The following is an 18884-nucleotide window of genomic DNA, read 5'->3' on the forward strand; positions in this document are numbered from 1 at the left end:
TCATGTCGCCAGTGGCGATATTATTTCCGCTAACTGGTTCCTATAGGGAAGCAATCATCATGAATGACATGCTCAACGGCATTTCGGAATTCGTGGAGGCGGTCGAGGCCGGCGGTTTTTCGGCGGCGGCGGCGCGCATGAATCTCTCGCGCTCGGCCATCGGCAAGACCATCGCGAGGCTGGAAAGGCGCCTGAATGTGCGCCTGTTTCACCGCACCACCCGCATGCAGAGCCTGACGGATGAAGGCCAGGCCTTCTACGAGCGCTGCCGCCGGGCGCTGGACGAGATACAATCGGGCGAGGCCATGCTGGAATCGGGCAAGCGCGAGGTCACGGGACGCCTGCGCATCTCCATGCCCGTGCTCTTCGGCCGCCGTTGTGCCGCACCGCTGTTGCTGGAACTGGCCCGCAGGCATCCCAGGCTCGAACTGGATCTTTCCTTCAGCGACAGGGTGGTCGATCTCTTCGACGAGGGGTTCGATCTGGCTGTTCGCAACAGCGCGCTGCGCGACGAAGCCGGCCTTGCCGCGCGCAAGATCGCCCTTCATCGCATGACGCTGTGTGCGGCGCCGGATTATCTTGCCGCAAGAGGCGCGCCGCAGACCATTGCCGACCTCGATGGCCACGACCTGATCGTCTATGGGAGATCGGGCGAGACGAAGAAATGGACCTTCCTGCAGGATGACGGAACGGCCGTCGATTACTTTCCGGAAACGCGGCTGCGCCTCGATGATCTGGAGGTCATGGCGGATGCGGCGGTGTCGGGAATGGGGATTGCCTGGCTGCCCTGCTGGCTGGTGCGCGATCACGTATACGCCGGCAGGCTGGCTCAAGCGCTGAAGAATGTTTCGAGCCGGGCTATCGACGTCTATGCGGTCTGGCCGCAGACACCGCAGCTCTCGCTGAAGATGCGCGCGGTCATCGATTTGCTGGCCGCACGCCTGCCCGCCATCATGGGCTGATCGACCAATGGCTATCTGACCTTAGTCGAGGGCACCACTGTACGGATTTGCGCGAGCCGGCCGGCCAGAAAAGGAGGCGGCACGGTGCCGCCTCCCATTTATCGGATGATTTACTTGCCGTGCTTCTTCAGCCAGGCTTTCATTTCCTTGATCTCGGCTTCCTGCGCGGTGATGACGCCTTGCGCCAGTTTGCGCAGCTCGGGATCCTTGCTGTATTTCAGCTCGATCTTCGCCATGTCGATCGCGCCCTGATGATGGGGGATCATGCCGCGGACGAAATCCGCGTCGGCGTCACCGCTATAGTGGATCATCATGTCCTTGTGCATCTTGCCCATGGCGTCGTTGAACGCCTTGCTGGAGGCGCCCTGATCGCCCATGGGCTTGCTCATGTTCATGCCCGACATGTCGTCTGCGAGCGCGGGCAGGCTAAGGGCAAAGGCGAATGCGCCGGCGAGGATCAGCGATTTTGAGGTAGACATAGGTGTCCTTTCCGTTTCTGGACGGTATCTGGATTTGACCGGATGGCCGCTCGTTGATGGAATGCAGATGATCGTCAGGCGAAACGGGGCGGAGGCGGCGTCGGCTGCGGCCGCGAGTCGGCGAGACGTTGAACGGGCGCCGGTGCGGGATAGGAGAATGCGTGCTTGCCGCCTGCAGCCGCAAGGGTCGGTGTCAACGCAAGGCAGGCCGCACAGGATGGCACATGCGCCATACCGCCGGCGCAGGGGTTTTCCGGCTTCTTCTCCTGATGCTGCGCCATGTCGCTATGGCCCGCCATGCCAGGCATATCGGCCATGCCGTCGTGCATGCTCATGGTCGATGCGGCGGACATCGCCGACACGGAATCGCAGATGGGACAATTCGCCAGTGCCGGCATGGCACCGTAGAACATCCAGGCAATTACCATCGTCAGGATCGCAAGCAAGCGCATGAACACGAACCTAGCTGCGCCGGCCGCGAAGGCAAGCGTAAATTGCATCGTCTGAACATTGAAAGCCGCTCAAGACAGCAGTTTGACTTCTCTTATGATTTCGACAGGCGGAAAGCTGACGCAATCTACCGCATCGAAGGTGAGCGTAAACCTGGCAGGCGTTGCCTTCGCCCATGTCAGCGCTTCTTCCGCCGCGTGTGCGGAGATCTTCATCGCAATGGTGCAATGCGGTTGCCAGCGATCCGGGCGGGAATGCTCATGGCAAAGGGCAGGGTCGATCTCATCGTGAATGGCACTGTGTATCTGCCTCAGAACACGATCGTCCACGGGACGCGCCCACAGCACCAGCATCTCGTTTGGAAAATGGTCGATGCCGGAAAATTCGATCGATAGCGGTGGCACGTTTGCGAAAGCCTTCTGAGCCGCCGCGACGAGCCAGGGCACGGCTACGTCGGGATAGACCGCAAACGTCAGATGCGGCGGATAGTTCAGCGCCTGCATCGACGGAGTAGTTTCGAACCTGCTCGCCTCTCGCCAGAGATCCGTAACCGGAGTGGCGCTGTCACCAGTGCATTTCAAAACGATTGCGTATGGCATGGTCTCTATCTCGCCTTCTCAGGCTTTTGTCGGTTTTGTCGGCCGACAACATACAACAATCCTTGCCGCATTCCGCCCAATCCGCTAGTTAACCGCCACTGTTCCCATACCGGATTACCCTACAAATGAGCGACAAACAAAAGAAACCGCAGAAGCTCAAGGCCCGCCTGCCGCGTGGCTTTGTCGATCGTTCGGCCAGCGATATTCGCGCCGTCAACGAAATGACCGCAAAGATCCGGGCTGTGTATGAGCACTATGGTTTCGATCCAATCGAAACGCCGCTGTTCGAATATACCGATGCGCTCGGCAAGTTCCTGCCCGACAGCGACCGGCCGAATGAAGGCGTGTTCTCGCTTCAGGACGACGACGAGCAGTGGATGTCGCTGCGTTACGACCTGACGGCGCCGCTTGCCCGTCATGTCGCCGAGAATTTCAACGAGATCCAGCTTCCCTACCGCACCTATCGCGCCGGCTATGTCTTCCGCAACGAGAAGCCAGGCCCGGGCCGCTTCCGCCAGTTCATGCAGTTCGATGCCGATACCGTCGGCGCGCCGGGCGTGCAGGCGGATGCCGAGATGTGCATGATGATGGCCGATACACTGGAAGCCCTCGGCATCAAGCGAGGCGACTATGTGATCCGTGTCAACAACCGCAAGGTTCTCGATGGCGTTCTGGAAGCGATTGGTCTCGGTGGCGATGACAAGGCTGCCCAGCGGCTGAACGTACTGCGCGCCATCGACAAGCTCGACAAGTTCGGCCCGGAAGGCGTCGCGCTGCTGCTCGGCCCCGGCCGAAAGGACGAGTCCGGCGATTTCACCAAGGGTGCTGGCCTCAACAACGATCAGATCGAAAAGGTGCTCTTCTTCGTTGGCATCAAGGATTATGCCGAAAGTGCCGTGCGGCTCGCCGAGCTGGTCGCCGGCACCTCGAATGGCGTCGAGGGCGTCGACGAATTGAATTTCATCGGCAGTCTCGTCACCAGCGCCGGTTATCAGTCCGATCGCATCAAGATCGACCCTTCCGTCGTGCGCGGCCTCGAATATTATACCGGCCCGGTCTACGAAGCCGAGCTCACCTTCGACGTCACCAACGAGAAGGGCGAAAAGGTCGTCTTCGGCTCGGTCGGCGGCGGCGGTCGCTATGACGGGCTCGTGTCGCGCTTCATGGGCCAGCCGGTGCCGGCCACCGGCTTCTCCATCGGCGTCTCGCGCCTGATGACGGCGCTGAAGAACCTCGGCAAGCTCGGCGCCGAAGAGGTGATCGAGCCCGTGCTCGTCACTGTCATGGATGGCGATGTCGATGCCATGGGGCGCTACCAGCGCTTCACGCAGCAGCTGCGCGCTGCCGGCATTCGCGCCGAGATGTTCCAGGGCAATTGGAAGAAATTCGGCAACCAGCTGAAATATGCCGACCGCCGCGGCTGCCCGATCGCCATCATCCAGGGCGGCGATGAACGCGCTGAGGGCGTCGTCCAGCTCAAGGACCTGATCGAGGGCAAGCGCCTCTCCGGTGAGATCGAGGACAATGCCAGCTGGCGCGAGGCCCGCGTCGCGCAGGAAACCGTGCCGGAAGCCGAATTGATCGCAAAGGTCAAAGCTATCTTGGCGGCGCAGGCGGAAGACCGGAAGAGGACACTCGGCAATGTCTGAGTGCGCGGCCTTGCCCCTCACCCTAGCCCTCTCCCCGCAGGCGGGGAGAGGGGACGACCTCTTTTGCTGCGGATTGTCGTCCCTTAGTTGGGTCATGGATGGCGGCAGACTCCTTCATCCCCTTCTCCCCAGCGGGGAGAAGGTGCCCGATAGGGCGGATGAGGGGGCCGAGGAACGGAGTGACGAGGATCGTGAGCGTGAAGCGAAGGATAGCTTTCCCGAGCTGAGAAGCCCCCTCATCCGACCCTTCGGGCCACCTTCTCCCCGGGGGGAGAAGGGGAGGGCAATCCCATGCCCCTGATCAACCTCCCAGACTTTGCCGGCGATCTGCTGGCCGAGTTCGGCACCCGCCGGACGGAGCGAGTGGATACGCCCATCATCCAGCCGGCCGAGCCCTTTCTGGACATGGCCGGCGAGGATCTTCGCCGGCGCATCTTCTTGACCGAAAGCGAAACCGGCGCCAGCCTTTGCCTGCGCCCGGAGTTCACGATCCCGGTCTGCCTGCGTCATATCGAAACCGCCACGGGCACGCCGAAGCGCTATTCCTATCTCGGCGAGATCTTTCGCCAGCGCCGCGAAGGCGGCCATGAGTTTTATCAGGCTGGCATCGAGGATCTGGGTGACCGCGATACGGCCCGCGCCGACGCCCGCGCCATCGGTGATGCCATCGGTATCCTGACCCGCCTGGTCCCCGGCAAGCCACTCTCTGTGACCTTGGGCGATCAGGCCGTGTTCGAGGCCGTCGTCCAGGCGCTCGGGCTGCCGTCCGGCTGGCAGAAGCGGCTGATCCACGCTTTCGGCAACATGATGCAGCTTGAAACCTTGCTGACGCATCTGGCAAGCCCGCAGCCTGTCACCGGGCTCGATGCGCATGTGCTCGATTTCCTCAATCGCGGCGACGAGCCGGGGCTGGTCAAGCATATCGACGCCACCATGCAGGCAACCGGCTATTCCACCAATGCCAGCCGCTCGCCGCAGGAGATCGCCCGTCGTCTTCGCGAGAAGCTGGTCCTGTCGGAAACGCGGCTCGATGACGCCGCCTTCCGCGTGCTGGAGGAGTTTCTCTCTCTGACCGTGCCGTTGGCGGATGCTTCCGCTGCATTGGCCGGCTTTGCCGATGCGGCAGGGCTGGAGCTGGGCGCGGCCCTGAAGAATTTCGACGCCCGCGTTAAAGCATTGGCCGATGCCGGTGTCGATGCCTCGAAGATCGACTATCGCGCCGCCTTCGGTCGGCCGCTCGATTATTATACCGGCCTCGTCTTCGAAGTGACGGTAGAGGGATCAAGCGCGGTGCTTGCCGGTGGCGGCCGCTTCGACCGGCTGATGACCCTGCTCGGTGCCAAGGATCACATTCCGGCTGTCGGCTTCGCGCTCTGGCTCGACCGCATCGAAACCGCGAGGGCGGCCTGATGACCATCACGATAGCGCTTCCCTCCAAGGGCCGGATGAAGGACGACTGCTCGGCGGTTTTCGACCGCGCCGGCATGCCGATCGTCGCCGTCGGCAATGACCGCTCCTATCGCGGCCGCGTCGAAGGCTTCGAAGGCGTCGAGATCGCCTTCCTGTCGGCCTCGGAAATCTCGCGCGAGATCGGCAATGGCAGCGTCGATTTCGGCATTACCGGCGAAGACCTCGTGCGCGAAGGCATGGCGGAGGCCGACCGCCGTGTCGAATTCTGCGCAAGGCTGGGCTTCGGCCATGCCGATGTCGTCGTCGCGGTGCCGGATATCTGGCTCGATGTCGACACCATGGCCGATCTCGGCGATGTCGCCGCCGATTTCCGCGCCCGCCATGGCCGCAGGCTGACGGTCGCGACGAAATACTGGCGGCTGACGCAACAGTTCTTTTCGAGCCAGCACGGCATCCAGCTCTATCGTATCGTCGAAAGCCTCGGCGCCACGGAAGGGGCGCCGGCTGCGGGCTCGGCCGATATCATCGTCGACATCACCTCCACCGGCTCGACGCTGCGGGCGAACCATTTGAACGTCCTGTCGGACGGGATCATCCTGCGTTCTGAGGCTTGTCTGGTGCGTGCCCGCAAGGAAAGTCATGAAGGCGATCCGATGGTTGAGCGCATCATTTCCGCGGTGCGCAGCGCGCTCTGAGCATCCAGCTCCCTATTCACGCAATAAGGCCCGCCGGAATTCCGGCGGGCCTTTTGTCTTGGAGGATATGCTTTGATCAGGCGGTTGCGTAGGCACCGCGACGGGCATCGACCGAGTAGACGCCAGCGCCGTTGGTGGCGAGCATGATGTAGGCGCCGGCGAGCGTGACGTTCTTCAGGAAGTTGACGAAGTTCAGGCCGTTGATCCAGCCGTTGGCGGCAGCCGGAAAGTCCGGAACGTTGACGGTCGGCAGGTGGAAGACGATGCCGGTGAAGACGCAGAAAGCGGCAAGCAGCCAGCCGACGATGCGGATCTGGAAGCCGATGAGGACACAGACGCCGGTGATGAATTCGAAGGCGCCGGCGAGATAGGTCAGCAACGTCGCGGCCGGCATGCCGGCACCGGCGATCATGCCGGCGGTGCCGGACGGATCGGTCAGCTTGCCGAAGCCGGCGAAGATGAACATGAAAGCGAGCAGAATGCGCGCCACGAGAATGATGATGTTGTTAGTATTGGACATGACGATCTCCAGTAAATTCCATTCGGATCGGGTGGCGACAATTTCTGGAGGCAGATATCCGTGATTTTCAGGCAATTGAAAAGATAAACAACTGCGCACAATTAGTTCACAATCATTGAACAATGGGGCCGCCCGCCCGCTCTTCCCATCGGCTCGATATCGGCTATGGTGGCGCAAATTTATTCGCCAAATCATGATCTTTAGAAGGAAATCCCATGGCCGATCTGTCCTCGTTTCCGATTACGAAGCGCTGGCCTGCCAGCAATCCGGACATCATCCAGCTCTATTCGCTGCCGACGCCGAACGGCGTGAAGGTTTCGATCGCGCTGGAGGAACTCGGCCTGCCCTATGAGCCGCATCTGATCTCCTTCAACATCAATGATCAGAAATCGCCGGAATTCGTTTCGCTGAACCCGAATGGCCGCATTCCCGCGATCATCGACCCCAATGGTCCCGATGGCAAACCGATCGGTCTGTTCGAATCGGGCGCGATCCTGGTCTATCTCGCGGAAAAGACCGGCAAGCTCATCCCTGGCGATGCCGCCGGGCGTTACGAGACGTTGGAATGGGTCTTCTTCCAGATGGGCGGCATCGGTCCGATGTTTGGCCAGTTCGGCCATTTCTTCAAATTCGCCGCCGAAAAGGTTGCCAACAACTCCTATCCCGTCGAGCGTTACCGCGATGAGGCCAAGCGCCTGTTGAGTGTGCTGGAAGGTCGTCTGCAGGGACGTCAGTGGATCATGGGCGATGAATATACCATTGCCGACATCACCACCTTCCCGTGGGTCCGCGGCGTCGATGTCTTTTATGGCGGCCGTGAAATCCTCGAACTCGAAAGCTTCCCCTCGGTCATGAGCTGGCTTGATCGTGCTCTTGCGCGCCCGGCAAGCCAGCGCGGCCTCAATATTCCGAAGCGGGATTGATTGGATTCGAGCTCACCTGATCATCCTCAACAGTAGTTTTTATTGCCGGGTGGCAAGCTGGCTGCCCGGCTCCGGCTTGAAGCGTGGAAACAGAAAGACGCCGACCATGCTGCCGGTGTGTTGCCCATCCGCAGCAACGGATTCGCCGACGCAGAAGATCGGCTGGCGATAACCGCCGGCGCCGAGCGTCGTGGTGGAATAGCAGAAACAGGAATTGGTGGTTGCCGCCTGTTCGAACAGATCGAGGATACGCACTCGATCATGGGCGTCGTAGCAGTGCATCAGGCTCAGGAGACCGCATTCCGAGGAAGTCAGGCCATGCAGCATCGTGCTCCATTGCCCAAGCTTGATGATGCCGCTCGACAGATCGCCCGTCCAGCCCTCGGAAACGCAGAACTGCGCGAGCAGGTCAGGATTGTGACCGTCAAACTCCAGCGAGCCCGGCGCAAACGGTGCGGCAAAATTGGCCTTGGCAATCTTGAACAAGATGATCCCCACTTGAGCGCATAGTCCTCCTGCGCTTCATCCAAATTCCCATGCATCTTCCGGTTGGAATGTCTTCCCGCACGCCGCGCTCCACGAAAAAGCGAGGCATTCGGCTCCATTGATTCCATTTTTCGCCGTGCTTCTTCCGGACTGTCGATCCCGTCCGCGAAGTCATTTCAAGTAAAAAATCCGGATGCCCATCAACTCTCAAGCTCATGACTGTGCACGGGCACTGATTAAGCCTGCCGAAAATAAGTAAAATTTGCGTGCATCGCAGCTAACCCTCCAAAGTCGCCGCGCCGGGATTTATAAGAGCTTTTTTGAAAACGGCAATGGGGCAATTTGCGTAAATTTGCGCTACCGTGAAACTTGCCGGACTTATATCGGAACATAGAGCGGTTCAGCTTTTCACGGAATCTCTGAACCGCTCTATCTCTTTGTTGTCTCGCAATTCCGGACGGAAAACCGCTACGCACTTTTCCTGGAATTGCTCTAGGCGCGCAAACGAAAAGGGCGGCCCGAGAGCCGCCCTTCGTCAATTCCGGATGTCGGATTGAACAATGGTTATAAGGCTAAAGCCTTATCACATCATGTCCATGCCGCCACTTCAGGCCGCTTGGCGGCCTGAAGCATCAAAGATGCATGGGCGAAGCTTTATGGACATTCCCGTGATGAGGCCGTTGGCCTTGTCACATCATGTCCATGCCGCCCATGCCGCCCATGCCGCCCGGCATGCCGCCAGGGACATCCTTCTTCGGCAGTTCGGCAATCATGGCTTCGGTGGTGATCAGCAGCGAAGCAACCGAAGCCGCGTCCTGCAGAGCCGTGCGAACGACCTTGACCGGGTCGACGATGCCCATGGCGATCATGTCGCCGTAGACGCCGGTCTGAGCGTTGTAGCCGAAGTTGTCTTCGTTCTTGTCGAGGATCTTGCCGACAACGATCGAAGCTTCATCACCAGCGTTTTCAGCGATCTGGCGGCAAGGAGCCTGCAGAGCGCGACGAACGATGTTGACGCCGGCTTCCTGGTCGTCGTTTTCACCCTTGACGGTGATCTTGACGGAGGAGCGCAGCAGAGCAGTGCCGCCGCCCGGTACGATGCCTTCCTGAACGGCAGCGCGCGTCGCGTTGAGAGCGTCGTCGATGCGGTCCTTCTTTTCCTTGACTTCGATTTCCGTCGAGCCGCCAACGCGGATAACGGCAACGCCGCCAGCGAGCTTGGCAAGACGTTCCTGCAGCTTCTCGCGGTCGTAGTCGGAGGTGGTTTCTTCGATCTGGGCCTTGATCTGGGCAACGCGGCCTTCGATGTCGGACTTGGCGCCGGCGCCGTCGACGATCGTGGTGTTTTCCTTGGAGATCGAAACCTTCTTGGAACGGCCGAGCATGTCGAGGGTAACCGACTCGAGCTTGATGCCGAGGTCTTCGGAGATGACAGTGCCGCCCGTCAGGATGGCGATGTCTTCCAGCATGGCCTTGCGGCGATCGCCGAAGCCCGGAGCCTTGACGGCAGCGATCTTCAGGCCGCCGCGCAGCTTGTTGACGACGAGCGTAGCAAGAGCTTCGCCTTCGACGTCTTCAGCGATGATGAGGAGCGGCTTGCCGGTCTGAACGACGGCTTCGAGAACCGGGAGCATGGCCTGCAGGTTCGAGAGCTTCTTCTCGTGCAGCAGGATGAACGCGTCTTCGAGGTCGGCGATCATCTTTTCCGGGTTGGTCACGAAGTAGGGGCTGAGGTAGCCACGGTCGAACTGCATGCCTTCGACGACTTCGAGTTCGGTTTCGGCGGTCTTGGCTTCTTCAACCGTGATGACGCCTTCGTTGCCGACCTTCTGCATGGCTTCGGCAATATCGAGACCGATCTGCTTTTCGCCGTTTGCCGAGATCGTGCCGACCTGTGCGACTTCTTCCGACGTGTTGATCTTCTTGGCCTTGGCCTGGAGATCCTTGACGACTTCGGCAACGGCGAGATCGATGCCGCGCTTCAGGTCCATCGGGTTCATGCCGGCCGCAACGGCCTTGGCGCCTTCGCGAACGATGGCCTGGGCGAGAACGGTTGCGGTCGTGGTGCCGTCGCCGGCGATGTCGTTGGTCTTCGAAGCAACTTCGCGGACCATCTGGGCGCCCATGTTTTCGAACTTGTCTTCGAGTTCGATTTCCTTGGCGACGGTGACGCCGTCCTTGGTGATGCGCGGAGCGCCGAAGGACTTGTCGATAACGACGTTACGACCCTTCGGGCCGAGCGTGACCTTCACTGCGTCAGCGAGGATATCGACGCCACGAAGCATCTTTTCGCGGGCGTTGCGGCCGAATTTTACTTCTTTAGCTGCCATGTCTAAAAACTCCTGAATTCGCATTGTCCGGGTTTATGGCCCGTCAGCTGTATCGGAAAAGGGGAAATCGGCTGGATTAGCCGATGATGCCCATGATGTCGGCTTCCTTCATGATGAGAAGGTCTTCGCCGTCAAGCTTGACTTCGGTGCCCGACCACTTGCCGAACAGGATGCGGTCGCCGGCCTTGACGTCGAGCGGGACGATCTTGCCGGAGTCATCGCGAACGCCGGAGCCGACGGCGACGATTTCGCCTTCCTGCGGCTTTTCCTTGGCGGTGTCGGGAATGATGATACCACCCTTGGTCTTTGCTTCGGACTCGACGCGACGAACGACGACGCGGTCATGAAGGGGGCGGAAATTGGTGCTTGCCATTGTCTAATCCCTCGATCAAATGACATTCACGGATCAGCGGGGGATCCGTATGGGCTATGTTAGCACTCAGCCTTTGGGAGTGCTAGCGACGGTGATTTAGGGGTGGCTCCCAGACGAGTCAAGAACAGCACTGTGAATTTTTTGCGGCGCGCCTCGGCTTGTGTCGAGGATAATTAACGGCGCTGGTGACCATCGTGGCTATCTTGTCAGGTGGGCGCCCTGCTTTTCACGTCCGGGGCGAAAGCCCGGATTGTCTCTCATTGATCGTCATCTTCCCGTTCCGGAGCCGCTTTCCGGGCCTTGTGCGTCGCAAAAACCTTGCGGGCCGCTCTTGTAATTTGCCGGCCGGTTTGCGATGTCAGCCCGTGATTTATTAGGTGCGAGGACGGCATGGGCAAACGGATCGAAAGCTTTCGCGAAATCGGCGGACTTTATGATGTGGCGCTCTGCGATGTCTGGGGGGTGCTGCACAACGGCGTCTCCGCCTATGAGGAAGCCCCCATCGCGCTGGAAGCCGCCCGCGGCGAAGGGCTAGCCGTCGTGCTCATCACCAACTCTCCGCGCGTTGCTCCCAAGGTGGTCGAGCAGTTGCGGGCGATCGGCATTCCCGACAGCGCCTACGATCGCATCGTCACGTCGGGCGATGTGACGCGTAAGCTGATCGCCGCAGGCCCGAAGAAGGTATTTCTCCTCGGTCCGGAGCGGGATACCGGCATCCTCGAAGGTCTTGATGTCGTGCGTGTCGATGCGGGCGAGGCCGAAAGCATCGTCTGCACTGGCTTCTTCGATGACGAGACCGAAACGCCCGACGACTATACCGATATGCTGACGGCCTGGTCGGCCCGCAACGTGCCGCTGATCTGCGCCAATCCGGATCTCGTGGTCGAGCGCGGCCACCGGATGATCCCCTGCGCCGGCGCCATGGCCGCCTATTACGAGCGGCTCGGGGGTGAGACGCGCATCGCCGGCAAGCCGCACCAGCCGATCTATGATGCAGCGCTCGCCGCGGCGCGCGAAGTGCGCAGTGAATTCCCGCTGTCCCGCGTGGTCGCGATCGGCGACGGCATGCCGACCGACGTGCGCGGCGCGCTCGATTATGGCCTCGATCTCCTTTATATCAGCCATGGCATCCACGCCCGCGAATATGTCGTCGAGGGGCATACGGATGAGGCCGCCCTCGGTGCCTTCCTGGCACGCGAGCAGGCTTCGCCGAAGTGGTGGATGCCGCGCCTTGTCTGAGGAGAGTGGCAGACGATGACCGTTTTCCATCGCAACGAGACCCGCGAGCCGCTTCCCGATGCCTTGAAGGGCGGTGTCATCGCCATCGGCAATTTCGACGGCGTGCATCGTGGCCATCAGTCCGTGCTCACGCGCGCGCTGGAGATCGCCAGGGAACGCGGCATTCCAGCTCTCGTGCTGACCTTCGAGCCGCATCCGCGCACCATATTCAAGCCCGAGCAGCCGGTCTTTCGGCTGACCCCAGCGCCGTTGAGGGCGCGTCTCCTGGAAGCGCTCGGCTTCAACGCCGTCATCGAATATCCCTTTGATCGCGCCTTCTCGCAGCGTTCGGCCGATGAATTCGTCCATTCGATCCTGATCGACTGGCTGCATGCCTCCGAAGTCGTCACCGGCTTCGATTTCCATTTCGGCCACGATCGCCAGGGCGGTCCGGCTTTTCTCATGAACGCCGGCAGCCACAACGGTTTCGGCGTGACGCTCATCGATGCCTTCCGCGATGAAAATACCGAGGTCATCTCGTCGAGCCGCATCCGCGCGCTGCTGGCCGAAGGCGATGTTGCTCAGGCCGCCGGCCTGCTTGGATACCGCTTCACCGTCGAGGCGCCCGTCATCGGCGGCGAGAAGCTGGGCCGCACGCTCGGCTTCCCCACGGCAAACATGCAGCTTCCATCGGAAATATCACTGAGATCAGGCATCTATGCCGTGCGCTTCCGCACGGCCGATGGCGTCATCCGTGATGCTGTTGCCAGCTACGGACGCCGCCCGACGGTAACAGACAACGGCGCCCCGCTGCTCGAGACCTTCGTCTTCGATTTCAGCGGCGATCTCTACGGCCAGATCTGCTCGGTCTCCTTCTTTGGCTACCTCCGCCCCGAACTGAAGTTCGACGGCCTCGACCCGCTGGTCGCACAGATCCGCAAGGATGAGGAAGAGGCGCGGGCGCTGCTCGCCGGCGTTCAGCCGCTCAGCGATCTCGATCGCATCATCGCGTTCAGCTGATTTTATTCGGCATTGCTGCGCGCAAGGATTGCGGCGGTGCAGTATGTTTTTGCCTTGAGCGGGTAGGAAGATGCTGCAATGCTCGCAGCTGGGTGCGAGTCGCCGCGCCCGTTTTCCGAAAGGCGCACGAGATGGATAAACGTTTCGGAACGGCGGCCTGCTGGCTGCTCGTTATTCCTTATATTGGTTTGCTTTGGGTCCCCTTTTACAACAGCCACGATCCGGTTCTGCTCGGGTTTCCGTTCTTCTATTGGTATCAGCTGGCCTGGGTGCCGATCACCGCCATCCTGACGTGGATCGCCTATCGGAGCATGCGCCATGACGACTGAGATCGATATGACCGCACTCGCCGTCTTCATCTTCTTCCTGGCGCTCGTGACCGTGATGGGCTTTGTCGCGGCGCGCTGGCGCCGACCGAAGACCCTTGCCCATATCGACGAATGGGGCCTTGGCGGACGCACTTTCGGTACCTGGATCACATGGTTCCTCGTCGGCGGCGACTTCTACACCGCCTATACCGTCATTGCTGTGCCGGCCCTGGTCTATACGGTCGGCGCCTACGGCTTCTTCGCGCTGCCCTATACGATCGTCGTCTATCCCTTCGTCTTCATGGTCATGCCGCTTCTGTGGAAGCGCGCGAAGGATCATGGCTATGTCACCGCTGGCGATGTCGTGCATGGCCAATACGGCTCGCGCGCGCTCGAATTGGCGGTTGCGCTGACCGGCGTCATCGCCACCATGCCCTATATCGCCTTGCAGCTCGTCGGCATGACGGCGGTCTTCAAGGCACTCGGGCTCCACGGCGAACTGCCGCTTGCGGTGGCCTTCATCATTCTGGCGCTCTATACCTATTCGGCCGGTCTTCGCGCGCCGGCGCTGATCGCCTTCGTCAAGGACATCATGATCTACATCGTGGTGATCGCAGCCATCGCCCTTATCCCCGCAAAGCTCGGTGGCTACGCCAATGTCTTCGCCGCGGCCGATGCGGATTTCCAGGCCAAGGGTGCGGGCAGCCTGCTGCTCGGCGGCAACCAGTACGTCGCCTATGCGACGCTTGCACTCGGCTCGGCGCTGGCCGCCTTCATGTATCCGCATACGCTCACCGGCATCTTTGCCTCCAACAGCGGCAATACCATCCGCAAGAATGCGGTGCTGCTGCCGGCCTATACGCTGCTGCTGGGTCTCCTGGCTCTGCTCGGCTATATGGGCCATGCAGCCCATCTGAAGCTGGACAGCGCCAATGACGTCGTTCCGGCGCTGTTCCAGACCTTGTTCTCGAGCTGGTTTGCGGGCTTTGCCTTTGCGGCGATTGCCATCGGTGCGCTCGTGCCGGCGGCCGTGATGAGCATTGGCGCCGCCAACCTCTTTACGCGCAACTTCTGGAAAGCCTACATCGATCCGCAGGTTTCCGATGCCGGCGAGGCAAAGGTGGCCAAGATGACCTCGCTCGTCGTCAAGGTCGGCGCGCTTCTAGTCATTATTTTCCTGCCGACACAGTTCGCGCTCGATCTGCAGCTGCTCGGCGGCATCTGGATACTGCAGACGCTGCCGGCCCTGGTCTTCGGCCTCTATACCAAGTGGTTTCGCGCGCCGGCCCTGCTTGTCGGCTGGTTCGTCGGCTTCTTCGGCGGCACCTATCTCGTCTGGGATGCCGGCTGGAAGCCGCTGCATTTGGTTCCGTTCGGAGACGCAAGCTTCACTGTCTATACGGGGCTGCTGGCGCTCGTGGCAAACATCCTTGTCTCGGTGGTCCTCAACGCCGTCATGCCGGCGCGAGCGACGGCACGCGCCTGACCGAAGCAATCTCCTATAGGCCGCGGGCGGAAACGTCCGCGGCTTTTCTATGGATTGCCGCAACTGTTTTCTCTTCCTTTCCTTGGAAAAAACGCCTATGAACCGGCGACCATGACCCAATTTCGGCCGAGCCTATCGATACGAATTATTGGCCCGGCCTTCCGCGCGCTGTAAGCTGCCGGAAGGTCCGGGTTTTTGGCGTCTCGTTCACGAGACGCTTTCCGCCGCCGAAAAATCCCCATATGGCTGCGCCAGTTCAGGCGCAAGACGCCCGAGACACCGAGGCAATTGTCACGACTATGACCGATACCGCTGAAAAGATGGATTACTCCAAGACCCTTTACCTGCCGGAAACCGATTTTCCGATGCGTGCCGGGCTGCCGCAGAAGGAGCCGGAGCTGGTGAAGCGCTGGGAGGAGATGAGCCTCTACAAGACGCTGCGCGCCTCCGCCGCCGGCCGCGAGAAGTTCGTGCTGCATGACGGCCCTCCCTATGCCAACGGCAACATCCATATCGGCCATGCCCTCAACAAGATCCTCAAGGACGTCATCACCCGCTCGTTCCAGATGCGCGGCTATGACAGCAACTACGTTCCCGGCTGGGATTGCCACGGCCTGCCGATCGAATGGAAGATCGAGGAAAAGTACCGCGAGAAGGGCAAGAACAAGGACGAGGTTCCGGTGAACGAGTTTCGCCAGGAATGCCGCGATTTTGCCGCCGGCTGGATCAAGATCCAGTCCGAGGAGTTCAAGCGCCTCGGCATCACGGGCGATTTCGAAAATCCCTATCTGACCATGAACTTCCATGCGGAATCCCGCATCGCCGGCGAACTCCTGAAGATCGCCCGCACCGGCCAGCTCTATCGTGGCTCCAAGCCGGTCATGTGGTCGGTGGTCGAGCGCACGGCTCTGGCGGAAGCCGAGGTCGAATATGCCGACGTCGAGAGCGACGCGATCTGGGTGAAATTCCCGGTTGCCGAAGGCTCGGCTGATCTCGTCGGCGCCTTCGTCGTCATCTGGACGACCACGCCCTGGACGATCCCCGGCAACCGCGCGATCGCCTATTCCTCGCGTGTGTCCTACGGGCTTTATGAAGTCACGGAAGCGGCTAATGATTTCGGTCCTCGCCCCGGCGAGAAGCTGATCTTCGCCGACAAGCTGGCTGAGGAATCCTTCGCCAAGGCAAAGCTGCAGTACAAGCGCCTGGGCGACGTCACCGCCGCCGATCTCGCCGCACTCACCTGCGCGCACCCGCTGGCCTCGCTCGGCTACGGCTTCAAGGTTCCGTTGCTCGACGGCGATCATGTGACCGACGACGCCGGCACCGGCTTCGTGCACACGTCTCCCAGCCATGGCCGCGAAGACTTTGACGCCTGGATGTCGCATGCGCGCGACCTCGAAAAGCGGGGCATCTCGTCCACCATCCCGTTCCCGGTCGATGACGCCGGCTTCTATACCGCCGATGCTCCCGGCTTCGAAGGCGGCCGCGTCATGGACGACAACGGCAAGAAGGGCAATGCCAACGATCTCGTCATCAAGGCGCTGATCGAGACGAACACGCTGTTTGCGCGCGGCCGGCTGAAGCATTCCTATCCGCATTCCTGGCGGTCGAAGAAGCCGGTCATCTTCCGCAATACGCCGCAGTGGTTCGTCTATATGGACAAGGACTTCGCTGACGGCTCGACGCTGCGCTCGCGCGCCCTGAAGGCGATCGACGATACGCGCTTCGTGCCATCAGCCGGCCAGAACCGCCTGCGCGCCATGATCGAGCAGCGTCCGGACTGGGTTCTGTCGCGCCAGCGCGCCTGGGGCGTACCGATCGCGATCTTCGTCGACGAGCATGGCAATATCCTGCAGGATGATGGTGTGAACGCCCGCATCCTCGAGGCTTTCGAGCAGGAAGGCGCCGACGCCTGGTTTGCCGAAGGCGCGCGCGAACGCTTCCTCGGCGAAAAGGCCAACGAGCCCTGGACGCAGGTCATGGACATCCTCGACGTGTGGTTCGATTCCGGTTCGACCCATTCCTTCACGCTGGAAGACCGCCCGGACCTGAAGTGGCCGGCGGACGTCTATCTCGAAGGCTCCGACCAGCATCGCGGCTGGTTCCATTCGTCGCTGCTCGAAAGTGCCGCGACGCGTGGCCGTGCGCCATACGATACTGTCGTCACGCATGGCTTCACCATGGACGAGCATGGCCGCAAGCAGTCGAAGTCGCTCGGCAATGTCGTCGCTCCGCAGGACGTGATGAAGGACGCCGGCGCCGATATCCTGCGTCTCTGGGTCATGACCACGGATTATTGGGAAGACCAGCGCCTCGGCAAGGCCATCATCCAGACCAATGTCGATGCCTATCGCAAGCTGCGCAACACCATCCGCTGGATGCTCGGCACGCTGGCGCACGACAAGGGCGAGGTGATCGCCTATGTCGACATGCCAGAGCTGGAGCGGCTGATGCTGCATCGCCTCGCCGAGCTCGACGAGCTGGTGCGCGAAAGCTACGACGCATTCGACTTCAAGCGCATTGCCCGCGCCCTCATCGATTTTGCCAATGTCGAGCTCTCGGCTTTCTATTTCGATGTTCGCAAGGATGCGCTCTATTGCGATGCGCCGTCGAGCCCGCGCCGCCGCGCCTCGCTCGCCGTCATCCGAACGATCTTCGATTGCATGGTGACATGGCTGGCGCCGATGCTGCCGTTCACGACGGAAGAGGCTTGGTTGTCGCGCAACCCGTCGGCGGTCTCCGTTCATCTCGAGCAGTTCGTGACCATTCCCGCCGACTGGAAAAACGAGTCGCTGGCCGAGAAATGGAAGAAGATCCGTGCCGTGCGCAGCGTCGTTACTGGCGCGCTGGAAATCGAGCGCAAGGACAAGCGCATCGGCTCCTCGCTGGAAGCCGCCCCGGTGGTCTATATCGCCGATCCGGAGCTGTTGAAGGTGCTCGAAGGGCAGGACTTCTCCGAGATCTGCATCACGTCGGGCATCACCGTCCTTGGTGGTAAGGGTCCGGCCGATGCCTTCCGCCTCGAAGATGATGCCAAGGTCGGTGTGGTTCCGAAGCTTGCCGAAGGCAGCAAATGCGCCCGTTCCTGGCGCATCACCACCGATGTCGGTTCCGATCCGGAATATCCGGATGTCTCGGCTCGCGATGCCGCGGCATTGCGCGAGCTGATGGCTGTCAACTGAAGAAACTTGCCGGATGAATTGCCTTTGCGGCGTTCATCCGGTAAAACCTGCCTGAAAATGGCCCGATTTTTGCGGCAGTTGCCGTCAAATGGGGTCTTGTTACGTTTATTCCGGCATGGCTGGGAAGGGTTTTCATGAGAGCGATGCATAGCGTTCGTGTCGGCGTCAGCTTGGCGGCACTTGTGATTGGCTGCGGTGCCATGTCCGGCTGCCTGAGCAGCCCGACTTACGGCACCGACAAGACGGCCGGCGTGCAGCTCCTGGATGACCTTGGCGATATCGCGTCTGTTTCGGCCGCAACGCCGAAAGAGAAGGGCGTGAAATATCCGAACCGCCCCGGCCTGGTCGTCGGTGGTGCAAAGGATACTCTGACCACGCCGCAGCAGTCGCTTGCAAGCAAGGACAATCCGGCCTGGCTGGAATCGCCGGAGGATGCGCGCAAGCGTCTTGCCACGGAAGCTGACGAGAAGAAGAACGACGTCAACTATCGTTCGCCCCTGGCTCAGGCCGACAGCGGCAGAAACCGCATGACCGAGGCGCAGCAGACGGCTGCCTATCGCGCCGCGCGTCAGGATCAAGCCGGCACCTATATCAACCAGCGCCGCTATCTGATCGACCCGCCGCAGCAATATCGCGAGGTTGCGGATCAGGCTGCCCTCAACGATCTTGGCACGCCCGAATCCAAGAAGGAAAAGAAGCGCAAGAAGGATGCGGAGGCTGCGCAGCAGTCCAACAACAGCAGCTGGTGGAAGCCCTTCCAGTAAGAAGTTCTCAAAGCGGCGGCTCTAAACTGC

General features: G+C 60.9%; 18 protein-coding genes. 11 read left to right on the plus strand and 7 right to left on the minus strand.

Annotation, left to right across the window (positions count from 1 at the left end):
* Nucleotides 1-59: 59 nt before the first annotated feature.
* Nucleotides 60-962: a LysR family transcriptional regulator gene (locus tag CCGE531_RS04375; RefSeq protein WP_120663085.1), complete on the plus strand. Its 903-nt coding sequence runs from the start codon at nt 60-62 to the stop codon at nt 960-962.
* Nucleotides 963-1072: 110 nt separating this feature from the next.
* Here the strand turns inward: CCGE531_RS04375 and CCGE531_RS04380 are convergent, their stop codons facing one another.
* The 3 genes from CCGE531_RS04380 to CCGE531_RS04390 all read right to left on the minus strand — a co-directional run bounded on the left by CCGE531_RS04380 (nt 1073) and on the right by CCGE531_RS04390 (nt 2490).
* Nucleotides 1073-1441 carry a DUF305 domain-containing protein gene (locus tag CCGE531_RS04380; protein WP_120663086.1) on the minus strand — a complete coding sequence of 123 codons (369 nt, stop codon included), beginning with the start codon at nt 1439-1441 and terminating at the stop codon, nt 1073-1075.
* Between the two features lie 74 nt (nt 1442-1515).
* Nucleotides 1516-1941, minus strand: a complete 426-nt coding sequence (locus CCGE531_RS04385; protein ID WP_245458976.1) for a hypothetical protein — start codon at nt 1939-1941, stop codon at nt 1516-1518.
* Between the two features lie 21 nt (nt 1942-1962).
* A complete protein-coding gene (locus tag CCGE531_RS04390) occupies nt 1963-2490 on the minus strand; it encodes a 2'-5' RNA ligase family protein (protein WP_120663087.1) in 528 nt (175 codons plus the stop codon).
* A gap of 125 nt (nt 2491-2615) precedes the next feature.
* Here CCGE531_RS04390 and hisS point away from each other — a divergent pair, with 125 nt between their 5' ends.
* The 3 genes from hisS (at nt 2616) to hisG (ending at nt 6244) form a co-directional block, all read left to right on the plus strand.
* Nucleotides 2616-4139, plus strand: coding sequence for a histidine--tRNA ligase (hisS, locus tag CCGE531_RS04395; RefSeq protein WP_120663088.1), 1524 nt, complete (start codon nt 2616-2618; stop codon nt 4137-4139).
* Nucleotides 4140-4430: 291 nt separating this feature from the next.
* Nucleotides 4431-5549, plus strand: a complete 1119-nt coding sequence (locus tag CCGE531_RS04405; protein WP_120663090.1) for an ATP phosphoribosyltransferase regulatory subunit — start codon at nt 4431-4433, stop codon at nt 5547-5549.
* Nucleotides 5549-6244 (plus strand): ATP phosphoribosyltransferase, encoded by a 696-nt coding sequence (hisG, locus tag CCGE531_RS04410; protein WP_120663091.1) that lies wholly within the window; start codon nt 5549-5551, stop codon nt 6242-6244. Before CCGE531_RS04405 ends, hisG begins: the two co-directional genes overlap by 1 nt.
* 76 nt (nt 6245-6320) lie before the next feature.
* Here the strand turns inward: hisG and CCGE531_RS04415 are convergent, their stop codons facing one another.
* Nucleotides 6321-6764: a DoxX family protein gene (locus CCGE531_RS04415; protein ID WP_120663092.1), complete on the minus strand. Its 444-nt coding sequence runs from the start codon at nt 6762-6764 to the stop codon at nt 6321-6323.
* Nucleotides 6765-6979: 215 nt separating this feature from the next.
* On the opposite strand from CCGE531_RS04415, the gene CCGE531_RS04420 reads away from it, so the two are divergent.
* Nucleotides 6980-7687, plus strand: a complete 708-nt coding sequence (locus CCGE531_RS04420; RefSeq protein WP_120663093.1) for a glutathione binding-like protein — start codon at nt 6980-6982, stop codon at nt 7685-7687.
* A gap of 39 nt (nt 7688-7726) precedes the next feature.
* Here CCGE531_RS04420 and CCGE531_RS04425 read toward each other — a convergent pair whose 3' ends face one another.
* The 3 genes from CCGE531_RS04425 to groES all read right to left on the minus strand — a co-directional run bounded on the left by CCGE531_RS04425 (nt 7727) and on the right by groES (nt 10876).
* Nucleotides 7727-8173: a hypothetical protein gene (locus CCGE531_RS04425; protein WP_205586471.1), complete on the minus strand. Its 447-nt coding sequence runs from the start codon at nt 8171-8173 to the stop codon at nt 7727-7729.
* Between the two features lie 689 nt (nt 8174-8862).
* A complete protein-coding gene (groL, locus tag CCGE531_RS04430) occupies nt 8863-10503 on the minus strand; it encodes a chaperonin GroEL (protein ID WP_120663095.1) in 1641 nt (546 codons plus the stop codon).
* Nucleotides 10504-10579: 76 nt separating this feature from the next.
* Nucleotides 10580-10876 carry a co-chaperone GroES gene (groES, locus tag CCGE531_RS04435; RefSeq protein WP_034508496.1) on the minus strand — a complete coding sequence of 99 codons (297 nt, stop codon included), beginning with the start codon at nt 10874-10876 and terminating at the stop codon, nt 10580-10582.
* A 390-nt stretch (nt 10877-11266) separates the two neighbouring features.
* On the opposite strand from groES, the gene CCGE531_RS04440 reads away from it, so the two are divergent.
* From CCGE531_RS04440 to CCGE531_RS04465, 6 genes are all read left to right on the plus strand, one after another.
* On the plus strand, nt 11267-12115 hold the full coding sequence (locus CCGE531_RS04440) for a TIGR01459 family HAD-type hydrolase (protein ID WP_120663096.1): 849 nt from the start codon (nt 11267-11269) through the stop codon (nt 12113-12115).
* 15 nt (nt 12116-12130) lie between these two features.
* Nucleotides 12131-13114 carry a bifunctional riboflavin kinase/FAD synthetase gene (locus tag CCGE531_RS04445; protein WP_120663097.1) on the plus strand — a complete coding sequence of 328 codons (984 nt, stop codon included), beginning with the start codon at nt 12131-12133 and terminating at the stop codon, nt 13112-13114.
* 131 nt (nt 13115-13245) lie between these two features.
* The gene (locus CCGE531_RS04450) at nt 13246-13443 is read left to right on the plus strand and encodes a DUF3311 domain-containing protein (RefSeq protein WP_047627888.1); all 198 of its coding nucleotides are present in this window, start codon (nt 13246-13248) and stop codon (nt 13441-13443) included.
* Nucleotides 13433-14908 (plus strand): sodium:solute symporter family protein, encoded by a 1476-nt coding sequence (locus tag CCGE531_RS04455; protein ID WP_120663098.1) that lies wholly within the window; start codon nt 13433-13435, stop codon nt 14906-14908. The genes CCGE531_RS04450 and CCGE531_RS04455 overlap by 11 nt, the downstream gene beginning before the upstream one ends.
* A gap of 299 nt (nt 14909-15207) precedes the next feature.
* Nucleotides 15208-18090, plus strand: coding sequence for an isoleucine--tRNA ligase (gene ileS / locus CCGE531_RS04460; RefSeq protein ID WP_120666485.1), 2883 nt, complete (start codon nt 15208-15210; stop codon nt 18088-18090).
* Nucleotides 18091-18224: 134 nt separating this feature from the next.
* The gene (locus tag CCGE531_RS04465; protein WP_120663099.1) at nt 18225-18854 is read left to right on the plus strand and encodes a hypothetical protein; all 630 of its coding nucleotides are present in this window, start codon (nt 18225-18227) and stop codon (nt 18852-18854) included.
* Nucleotides 18855-18884 lie beyond the last annotated feature (30 nt).

The sequence above is a fragment of the Rhizobium sp. CCGE531 genome (assembly GCF_003627795.1).
Taxonomy (GTDB): domain Bacteria; phylum Pseudomonadota; class Alphaproteobacteria; order Rhizobiales; family Rhizobiaceae; genus Rhizobium.